This is a genomic window from Novipirellula sp., from assembly GCF_041583735.1.
Classification (GTDB): Bacteria; Planctomycetota; Planctomycetia; order Pirellulales; family Pirellulaceae; genus Novipirellula.
This window is the reverse complement of the sequence record NZ_JBFHFD010000269.1, coordinates 1-10,643: the sequence shown is the minus strand read 5'-3', so window position 1 is coordinate 10,643 and position 10,643 is coordinate 1. Positions and strand designations below refer to the sequence as shown.

Sequence of the window (10,643 nt, the reverse complement as noted above, 5' to 3'; positions counted from 1 at the left end):
TTGTCATGGCTCTTTAGCAGGTTAGGCTGCAAGCGGCCGCAAATCCCAATGTGACGAACCTCCGCCGAGGTCGCCCATTCACGTTAGAAATAGGCTATCCGCCCAAAGCCAACTCGACAAGGGTTTTCCCGAAATTCCATCCAAGCTGGCGTCGTAGTCGATCGGTCGATTGTCAGGACCGCCAAAGTTTCACATTCCGCCCCTCTGTGGAGACTGCTGAGTTAGTTCGCCTTTTTCGCAATCGCTGTGAAGCATTTCTGGGTAGCTACCTTCGCCAGAAGGTGGTGATTCGTATTGGCCGGCAATCACCCACGCTCTGGCGAGCGTAGCTACGGAACGCAATTGCCGTAATTTGCCGTCTCTAAATGCTTCGCAGCGTTTGCCCAAACGGCTAACATAAGCGCGGTGATGTTGTAAAAAATCAGCAGCCACCCGCAGGCTGGATCTTCGCTCCGCTACGGTCCGGCCTACAAAACTCCGTGCTTGGCGTGCTGTCAACTTCAGAGGACAATGGCGAGATGAGCTGTTGCCGAGAAACGTTCCGCGTCTGGATTCCGATACTATGCCTCTTTTTGGGTTTTTCGGCATTCGCGGAGGGCACTCGGCAAGGTTGGCCGCATATTCGCGGCCCCCACTATGACGGTCGCTCCGCTGAAACCGGACTAGCAGACCAGTGGCCAACCCAGGGCCCCCCGGTGCTTTGGACGAAAGAACTCGGCCAAGGCTATTCCGGATTTGTGATCGCCGACGACCGAGCCTACACTCAATACCAAACTTTGACCGGCCAGTTTGTGCTCTGTTTGGATGCCGAGACGGGCGAGACGATTTGGCGTTACCGCTACGATTGGGCTTTCCAACCGACCGGGCTGTACCCAGGTCCACGTAGCACACCGACGATCGCGGACGACCACGTCTTTTTCACGACTCCCTCCGGTGCGGTTTCCTGTCTCTCTATCGAGGGCAAACTCGTCTGGTCACGCGACTTGACCGCGGAGCTAAGCGGCAAGGGAACCGAGTTCGGCTACGCTTGCTCGCCCACCGTGATCGATGGCAAAGTAATTCTGCCGATCGGAGCGGTCGGCGGCAGCATGGTGGCGCTGGATCAAAACGATGGGACGATCGTTTGGAAATCGGGCGATGAACCGGCCAGCTACACCCCGGCACTGCCGATTACGATCGACGGGCAATCCCAAGTGATCGGCTATCTCGAAAACGACTTGGTTGGATACGATCTAAAAACAGGCGAGCGATTGTGGAGCGAGCATCTGTCCAATGGCTACGACGAACATTCCGCCTGGCCGATCTACGACGAGCCGTACCTGTGGACCTCGGCGCCATTTCAAGCGGGCTCGCAGCTTTGGAAATTGAGCGGGCGATCCGCTGAGGGCTCCGGCGATGCTGACTGCAACACCGTTTGGCAAAGCCCACTGATGTCCAACGATGTCTCCTCGAGCGTCCTGGTGGACGGCTACTTGTATGGCTTCGACGTCGCCGAGGCACAATCGAAAGCTCACCGGCCGACGCGAGGCTGTTTCCGTTGTCTCGACTTTCTAACCGGCAAACAACAATGGGCCAACGGAATCGCAAAAACGCGGCGTAAAACAGATTTTGAGTCCAATCGCAACGCGGAAGTGGTGGGCCACGCCAGTGTGATTGAGGCCGATGGCAAGCTGTTCCTGTTAAACGATCTCGGTGACTTGATTTTGGCCGAGGCCAATCCCGTTCAGTACATCGAGCGAGGCCGAGTGCGTGTCTTGGGAGGCGAGATCAGCTGGACCGCACCGGCATTAGACCAAGGTCGCTTGTTTGTGCGAAACCACGGACGCGCGGTTTGTCTGTTCGTCGGCGAACCCAATACGCAAACGTCCACAAATTGGACTACCGCTGCCGAGATCCCTCAAGGCGAAGTGCGGGACTACTCGTTGCTACTGGGCGTCGAACCCGAGTATGCGATGGATCCGCCGACCTATCGTTGGCTATGGAATTGGTACGTCGGCGGAGTTGCGATTCTTTGTGTTGCGGGGTTGATTGCCGCGGTTACGCCCGTGTTATTCCGCCAACGCGCCACCGCAGATCAATGCCGAGTCGTATTCGTAGCGGTTGCCGTGTTATTGGGGATCGTCGCTGGCACGCCGGCAAGCATCGCGACAGGCGATTTTGTTTTCACATGGCCGGTGGCATTGTTTGCCTTGTTTGCGATCGCGATCCAGCGAAGCGAGCTCCGCCGACCACTTCGATCGCCGTTGGATGGCACAAGGAAACAGACCAACTTGATTTCACGAAGCAGTTTCGCGGTCTTCCTGATCGCTTGCGTGATCTATTTTGTTGCCTGTCGGCAGATGAGTTTGGTGACGCAGTGGTTCTTTCTGTGGGGATTCTGGGCCGCTGCTCCCGCCCTTGTGGTGACTCGTTATTGGCAAAGCCGAACAGGTTGGCACTCACGCGTGATCGAGTGGGTGATGATTCAAATTGCGTTCGGACTGTTTTTCGGATCAACTGCGGCGCTGTTGGATTACCGTTACGATTTGGTTTGGTCTTGAGTCAAAAACGGCGTGATAACACAGCGTGTCCATTGCATACCGCACCACCGGCAATAGTAATTGACGCCAATGTCGAACCGAAGCAACGGAAAAGACAGCCGTAGCCACGTTGCCAGCAGCACAAGCCCAACCCGCGCGGCACCCGGCTAACGAAGCGACGTCATTTGTCGTGTGCTTTTATATGACAAAAACATGGGTGACAAAAAGATTGACAGACCGGACTTTTTGTTTCTTATCTATTTGCCACCCATCGACTGAAACGGCGGTCGCGTCCAACGGTGATATCTACGTTGCCGACGGATATGGCTCGGACTTCATCCTGCGATACGACCAACATGGAAAATTCATACAGAAGTTCGGCGGACACGACAACGAAGACAAAAACTACAACTTGGCGAATGCGCACGGCATTGCCCTGGACAATCGTGACCCAGCCAATCCTCGACTGATCGTGACCAGTCGTGCCCAGCGAGCCTTCAAATACTTCACGCTTGATGGCAAGTGGATCAAGACGGTGAATTTGGCCAATCTGCAGATCTGTCGACCGGTGATCCATGGTGACCTTGTCTATGCCGGGGTTTGCTGGAGTCACGAATTCTCCGAGGTCAAAATTCCGAAACCATGGCTGTACCAGTCTGGATTCACCATGGTGATGGACAAGGACGATCGGGTGATCTCATGCCCCGGTGGCGAGGAACCCATTTACAAGGACGGAGTATTGCAGCCGGTAAAACAGGACAAGGCAAGGACGTTCTACCACGGCCACGATGTCTGCATTGACCGGGATGAAAACGTTTACGTGTGTCAGTGGAATGGCGAACGCACGGCTCCGGTAAAACTCGAACGGGTCTAATTAACACACTTGCGTCTGAGTCTGTCCCTGGTTGCGTCTGCCGAGTGTCAGTGTCGTTAGACGCGATTTCGATGCGTGTGTACCACTGTGCCACGCAATACTTTCCCTCGTCCCGCACTGTGTAATATCGCAGTTCGTCATCACGATGATTCAAAACGTCACTTGATCCGACACTAGCAAGCCGACTTGGCCCATTCCGTCTGGGCCTATTTCATCGGTTCTTTCAGATCGATCTCGTCAAGTTTAAATCGGGTCGTTACGACCGAGTGCTTTTCGGGGCCAGGGTGATATTTGATATAAGTGGTGGCGACAAATGTCCCATCAGGAAGCAACTCGAAGCCGGAATAGCCACAATCCCAACCCGCGTTGCTATGCAGCAGTTTGATTCGGTACTGTCCCTGACGGTTCGAGATGACATCCTCATATTTTCCGACCCAGGCTACAAAGTGTCCGTATGTCTTCGAGGTCTTTGTTGTGTCACGCATCACCATCACCAAGCGCCCATCCGGAGCGTAAAGCATTTTTGGACGGTGACCGGTCAACGCAGCCGGAAGCGGTCGAGCCTCGCTCCAGTTCTTCCCGTCGTCGTTGCTTACCGAAAAAAGTGAGTGAAATTCCTCGTTACGAAGCACCATGAGGAGTTGCTTTCCGTCCGGCGATCTTATCACCGCGGGCTGGCCCCAACGCGATTGGGTGCGGACCACCGGACGTTCGGGCGACCAAGTAAGACCACCATCACGCGACTCGGCTTCCCAGATGTAAGGTTCGGCATCGGGGCGATTGAGAGCAAAAGGGCCTCGGCGGTCGCACCACATCACCAAACGCTTGCCGTTGTCAAACGACATAATTGTCTTCGGCGCACACTCGGCCGTTAAACCGGTATCCTTCATCGGTGTCCACGTTATCCCGCCATCTTCCGAGTACGCCTGTCGAAGTCGTCCAGGAAAGTCGAGGCCACCGAAAACAAAGATGCGTCCTTTGCCACCCGGATCGACCAAATAGTGAATCGTTGGCGTCGTCTGGGTAACTTGCCGCCAGTTATCAGGCACATCAAGCAGTCCGCTCCACGTCTTGCCGCCGTTATCGCTACGGGCCAGCGGGCCGAGGTGCCCCGCGTGATTGATCGACCACACGCAGAACATCGTCTTGCCGTCGGGAAGCAAGACCGTGCATGGGTGCCCTTGATAAACCTCAGAGGTGCCTTGAGCTACGATCGAGTGACGCACTGTCTCGCCTGAAATATCGATTGTCGGAATCGAAATAGTATCATGTGCCTTGAGGCTTGATTCTGTTTCACTGCCGCAAACCGAAGTCAAACTGCCCCCAATGAGTATGGTCGCAAAAAGCATGATCGCAACGGGCGAAGTGCGAACGGTTGACCGCATCGTGATCAGGGACATCTATTTCCTATTTATTGCAGAAGGAACGGTTAAGAAAGCAGGCTTGCCACTGCCACACTCGATCACGTGACAGGTCGCTGCGTTGGTGGTCAAACGAGATACCAACTTTAATGCAAAGATCCAGTTGCTGTGGCAGGACGCATGCCCACTGCAAGATAGTCGTGATTGACGGAGGGCTCAAGGTGAACGGTATAGACTTTGTAGGCACGCATTGCTTGCTGACGACTTGTCTTACTTGTTCCCAACGACGATGCGGATGTGTTGAAGTTGCGCTTGATGACACGACTGGAAGCCAATTTCACGTTAAAACGAAAAAAGCGGAGTGAGTCTCTTTTTGAGAGTCTCACCCCGCCTATTCGGAACACTAACGTCCTACGGTATTGCTCAGGCTTCCCTTGCGTCGGGCCTGATCAAATCCGTGTTTCTAGCAACCGCAAGCTGGAGCAGCTTCGCAACCGCAAGAAGGAGCTTCGTCGCAACCGCATGCTGCGTCGCAACCACATTTGCCGTGGCTGAACAGACGACGGAGCAAGCCACGAACTGGGCCTTCAGTCGCTGGGCAGCAAACGGGAGCTGCTTCGCAGGCTCCGCAAGCATCGCCACAGCAAGAAGCTGGAGCACATACTTGAACTGGAACTTGCTTGCAAACAACTCGTGGAACACAACGGGTTACGGTGTAAGGCTCGCAAACTTTGCGGCACTTAGCAACCTTGATGGTCTTGGTGAAGCACTCTTTCTTGTAGGTCGTGCAGCAGACGGTCTTGGTGCGGCACTCAGGAACCATCGTGCAAACCTTGTAGCAAACTTCCTTTGTGCGGCATTCTGGTACCATTTTGCACACGGTGTAGTTGCAGGTCTTTTGACGGTTTTCGCAAACGATGTTGCAAGTGGTGTAGCAAACTTCCTTCGTGCGGCACTCAGGAACCATTTTGCAGGTCGTGTAGTTGCAAGTCTTTTGGCGGTTTTCGCAAACCATCGTGCAGACCTTGTAGCAAACTTCCTTCGATCGGCATTCTGGAACCATCTTGCAAGTTGTCCAGTTGACTACTTTGCTACGGCACTCAGGAACCATTTTGCAAACGGTGTAGTTGCAAACCTTGGTGCGGCACTCAGGAACTCGCTTGCACACGGTGTAAGGTACTTCGCGAGTACGGCACTCACGAACGTACTTGGTGCAGCAGATTTCCTTGGTTTCGCAAGTTGGAACCCAAACCTTCTTGGTGCAAGTGGTTGGGCAGCCTTGAACACATTCAACGCGGCATTTGCCTGGGCAGTACACGCAACGGCAAGTCGCAGGATCGTAAGTCCAAGTTCCGGGCTCACGAACGGTACGACGCATCATTTTGCCAGGGATCGTTTCGGTAACGGTGTCCCAGTGACCACCTTTGACCTGAACGGTCTTGGTGTACTGCTGAGGAACGACAACGCTGTAGTTCTCAGTGCGAACGCGTTGCTCTTGCACGGTGTTGTAGACCGTGTAGTTGATCGTACGCGATTTTTGCTCACGAACAGGAACCATCACGGTGTAGTTGATGGTCTTGCTGTGGTTTTCTCGCACAGGGTTCATGACGGTGTAGTTGACCGTCTTAGTGCGGGTTTCCCACACAGGCTTGCGAACGGTGTAGTTGATCACCTTTTGGTGAGTCTCGTACACAGGTTTCATGACAGTGTAGTTGACCGTCTTGGTGTGCTTTTCATAAACAGGTTTGCGCACCGTGTAGTTGATCACTCGCGTACGAGTTTCTTGAACCGGTTTCATCACGGTGTAGTTGATCGTTTTGGTACGATTTTCAACGTGAGGAACGTTCACGGTGTACTGAACTTCACGAGTCGTCGTGACAGGCACCATGCGGCTGCCGGTCACTTCTTGATCTTCGTAGTAAGTTTCGTTGCGTGTGCGGTAACGAGTCTCTTCGACTTGCTCGTAAACCGTTTCGCTTACGTTACGCATGACGGTGTAAGAACCACCAGCAACGGCACCGCCATCAACGATGGCTCCGTCACCAGCAACTGCACCTTCCGCAACGCTTCCTTCAGCAACTGTGCTTCCACAGCTGCTACAGCCTTCATAGCTGACTGCGCCGCAATAAGCAGCGCTCGCTGAGTTCACCCCGAAAACGATCGACAGGATCGTCAACGTAGGCAACAATAACCTTTTCATCTTCTAATCTCCACGGTAACAATACGGGTTTTGGACGTAGCTTTCCTGGACCAGCGCACTAGCAACTGGCCCGGCATCAAAATTCGTTTGGTTCGTCACAACCGTCTTCCCATGACCGATTTGCTTCGGTTCCACTGCGTAACGCACTACGCAAGATGGAAGTTGTTTCGATTGAGCAGACTTAACGCACAAGCGAGACGAATCCTGATACACAAACTTCATCGACTACGGGTGAACAGTTACCTACGTAAAGATGACGGGCAAGGTAAAAGATTACGTTTGGGGTGACCTGTTGGTACGAACGTTCCATGCGTGCCGACTTTAACGGTCGTAACGACATCTCGCTCCAATGGGTGTTCTCGCACCGCTTTGTTTAGGAGCGAATGATCCCGTTGACCGTTACAATCGCTACCACCGGAAAGCGCTCGGCACGGTTCCAAACGTTTTCGTCAGAACCAGCAAATTCGCCAAAACGAAGTCGAGCGGTAATCAAGGAAGCACTCCCGATGAAAAGTCGCCATGTAGGTCGGTCGAAATGCGGTCTAAGGTGGAAATGACCGCCCGCAAACAAGGGGGCAGCCAAGCAGACACCCTCCGTTGAATCCATGTCATCAACGCCAGGAGAGCGCACGCTGCGAGATGCAGCGAGGCTTCGCGAAAGAACGATCGATTTCGACCTGTCTGTCGCTCGCCGCTCGGCGATCAGAACACTTGATTCGAGCCCATGTTGTAGTCCTTGCCCGCAGGTCGCGTCCTTGCCTACCCTCCCCCCTCTAGAGAGTTGCCGCACGGCTCGCGTCGACAAATTGCAATCGTCCAGTGGGTTTATCGTTCCCTCGCTAGGGATTTCGACGTTATAATCTGGCATCAGCGTCGCACGATTTGCCCCATGATTGCTTGAACGATTGCCGCGATGCTCCCGATTGCGAACTGAACTTCCTCTCGGCATGAAAGGAAATTCGATGCGGAAACACCACGACTTGCCTCCTGATACTCGTTCCCAACTGCCAATTTGTTCCGCTCCGGATGCGAACCTCAAAACGCGAATCTCTGGGGCATTCGATCCGGGAGGGGGAGCTGATAATTTCTTCCCCACTGCGGGGGAGTGCGTCGATCATTTTCGCATGATCGAGCCACTTGGCGAAGGGGCGTATGGTCGTGTTTGGTTAGCCCACGACATTAGCTTGAACCGTGATGTTGCCATTAAGTTCCCCAAATGTAATTTGGCAGCGAATCGGCTCAGCTCTCGTCGGTTTCAGCGTGAAGCCGAAATTGCGGCAGGTTTGAGTCACCCTAATTTGATCCCCATTTTGGATGCGGTGCTGACGCCCGAAAAAGCGTACATCGTATCGGAATACTGTCCGGGACCGACGCTCGACCAATGGATGCACCAGCAGAACCACTTGGTGTCGATCAACACGGCGGTTTCGATCGTGACCCAGATTGCCAGCGGTTTGAAAGTCGCTCATCAGCGCGATCTGATGCACCGCGACATCAAGCCATCCAATGTGATCATCAGCAAGGATGAACGGGGGCGGCCGTTTGCTAATTTGACGGATTTTGGTATGGCCCGGTCGATGACCGATGTTCGCGAGACGATGATCGGAACCCCGGTCGGCAGTGCGCCGTACATGTCACCCGAGCAAGCGTGTGGCAGTGTTGACACGCACGGGGCGCACTCGGACGTCTATTCGTTGGGCGTGCTCTTGTACGAGCTTTTGACTGGCGTCTCTCCGTTTGCCGCGCCGACTCAGATGCAAACGATCCGGCGGGTGATGGAGTACGATCCGCCAGCGCCTCGCGATATTCGCCCCACGATTTCTCGTGACTTGAGTGCGGTTGTGCAGCGGTGTTTGGAAAAGAAACCGTACCGTCGCTACCAGGACGCGGGCGAACTGCATGATGACTTGATTTGTGTTGCCGAGCGGCGGTCGACATCGGCACGTCCGATTGGTCGCGTCGGCCGGACGATGCGTTGGGCTCAGCGGAATCCGTTAATCGCTTCGCTTGCTTCGGTCGCGATGATGGGGGTGTTGTTTGGTATCGCGAGCTTATCGATGTTTGCGTTAAATCAGCGGAGGTATGCGATTGAAAGCCGCGAGCAATCGGTGCAATTGCAATCGGCACTGCATTACGCGGATCAATCAAAGTCTCGATTGCGGGCTTTGCACTACGATAGCGACCTGTCGTTGGCCTACCAGATGTTCAATCGGGGGCAATACGGCGAAGCGAGACGTTTGCTCGATCTGCATCGCCCCGGCAATGGCGAAGCCGACTTGCGAAGTACGGAATGGTCGCTGCTAGATGGCGAGGTGCGCGCCAAATATGCGTTGTGGGGACGTCACTCGAAATCGGCGCGTGAATTAGCGATCATGCCTGGCGAACAAACCGTCGTCACGACGGGCGATGACGGCGTTTTGAAGTTCTGGGACATTCAGACCGAAACGCTTCGTCACCAGTTATCGGGGTTCGAGAACCAGGGGACTGCGATCGCTGCGATGCCCGATGGTAACCTTGCGATCCCCGGTCCAATGTGGCCGCTAGGTCATCGGGGCGTCATCGCCATCAACCCTGAAACAGGCAAGACGGTTCGTGCGTTTCACTTGCATCCCACGACTATCGAGTCGATCCGGATTGCGGGCGACACCCTGGTTTCAGGATGCCGCTACAACGACATCAAAACGTGGTCGTTTAAGCTTGGTCGATCGATCGATATCCCGTCGGGAATTCGCAATGAGAGCGTTGGATTGACACCCGATGGCAAAATCATCGTGACGGGCGACGATCAGTTTAATCAATTGCGTTTTTTCGACGCACAATCGGGCCGTTTGTTGCGTGAAGTCGATACCCGCGGCGGTGTCTTGCAACTCGAGTGCAGCCAAGCACGCGATTGGGTTGCCTACACGGTTCGCCAAGAAAACGGCATCGGAATTGCTACGGTCCACCCCGATTCCGGCGAATCGGCATTGTCGTCCTGGATCCCAACTCAATCCGAGCCGATGGCGCTCGCGTTTTCCGATGACGTATTGTCATTAGCCGTTGCCGATTTCCGCGCCGGCGTGGAATGGTTCAAGCAGACCGAAACGGATCTCGACCGTCAATCTCCCGCGACTTTTGCATCCGCGACGTTTGTTTCGGGGTCCGGGGGCCGGATGACGGATGTGGCGTTTTTGTCGACCGATTCGCTGATCACCACCGGGCTCGATGGCGCGGTCGAGCGATTTTCGCCCGACCGGCTCGGACACGAGGTATTCACGCGGCCACCGTCTCCGCTGCACTCGTCGGGGACCGTCTTCACATCCGATTTTCGGCACGTGTTGATCTTGACCAATGGCCCTGAAAACATCCCCAATCGGCTTCAGTACGGCGAATTGCCGGATCGCGATGACGTAGCCGAGTCCACATCGGGGGTGCCCACTGCGGTTGTCTATCGCGACCTTTGGAAAAGCGAGCGAGCGATCAAAGCGATTGCGTTGTCGTCGGACGACCGCATGATCGCAACGACAAATGATCGTGGGCTGCTGAGTACGATGACGCGTTGGCAAAGTGAGAATCCGACGGTGAAAACCGCTCAGCTTCCGATGTTTGAATCCAATGACTCCTATGATCGACTAAGCTTCTCGCCATCGGGACGCTATCTTGCGGTGGGCGGCAGAGTCGACATTCTGCATGTGTTTGACTTAAACGAA

General features: G+C 54.6%; 5 protein-coding genes. 3 read left to right on the top strand and 2 right to left on the bottom strand.

The annotated features are described in order from the left end of the window. Positions 1–488: 488 nt before the first annotated feature. Together ABX962_RS19170 and ABX962_RS19165 are read left to right on the top strand one after the other, a co-directional pair. A complete protein-coding gene (locus ABX962_RS19170; RefSeq protein ID WP_372721639.1) occupies positions 489–2,540 on the top strand; it encodes a PQQ-binding-like beta-propeller repeat protein in 2,052 nt (683 codons plus the stop codon). 208 nt (positions 2,541–2,748) lie between these two features. Next, entirely contained in the window at positions 2,749–3,393 is a 645-nt protein-coding gene (locus ABX962_RS19165) for a hypothetical protein (RefSeq protein ID WP_372721638.1), read from the top strand. A 206-nt stretch (positions 3,394–3,599) separates the two neighbouring features. Here ABX962_RS19165 and ABX962_RS19160 read toward each other — a convergent pair whose 3' ends face one another. Together ABX962_RS19160 and ABX962_RS19155 are read right to left on the bottom strand one after the other, a co-directional pair. Continuing rightward, positions 3,600–4,793, bottom strand: coding sequence for a sialidase family protein (locus ABX962_RS19160; protein WP_372721637.1), 1,194 nt, complete (start codon positions 4,791–4,793; stop codon positions 3,600–3,602). A gap of 424 nt (positions 4,794–5,217) precedes the next feature. After that, positions 5,218–6,954, bottom strand: a complete 1,737-nt coding sequence (locus tag ABX962_RS19155) for a hypothetical protein (protein ID WP_372721636.1) — start codon at positions 6,952–6,954, stop codon at positions 5,218–5,220. A 1,124-nt stretch (positions 6,955–8,078) separates the two neighbouring features. Here ABX962_RS19155 and ABX962_RS19150 point away from each other — a divergent pair. After that, the coding region (locus ABX962_RS19150) for a WD40 repeat domain-containing serine/threonine protein kinase (protein ID WP_372721635.1) at positions 8,079–10,643 on the top strand (2,565 nt) is incomplete at its 3' end.

Excerpts from the sequence above, each read along its gene's own strand:
- ABX962_RS19155 (WP_372721636.1), bottom strand. The coding sequence starts at position 6,954 with ATGAAAAGGTTATTGTTGCCTACGTTGACGATCCTGTCGATCGTTTTC.
- ABX962_RS19160 (WP_372721637.1), bottom strand. The coding sequence starts at position 4,793 with ATGTCCCTGATCACGATGCGGTCAACCGTTCGCACTTCGCCCGTTGCG.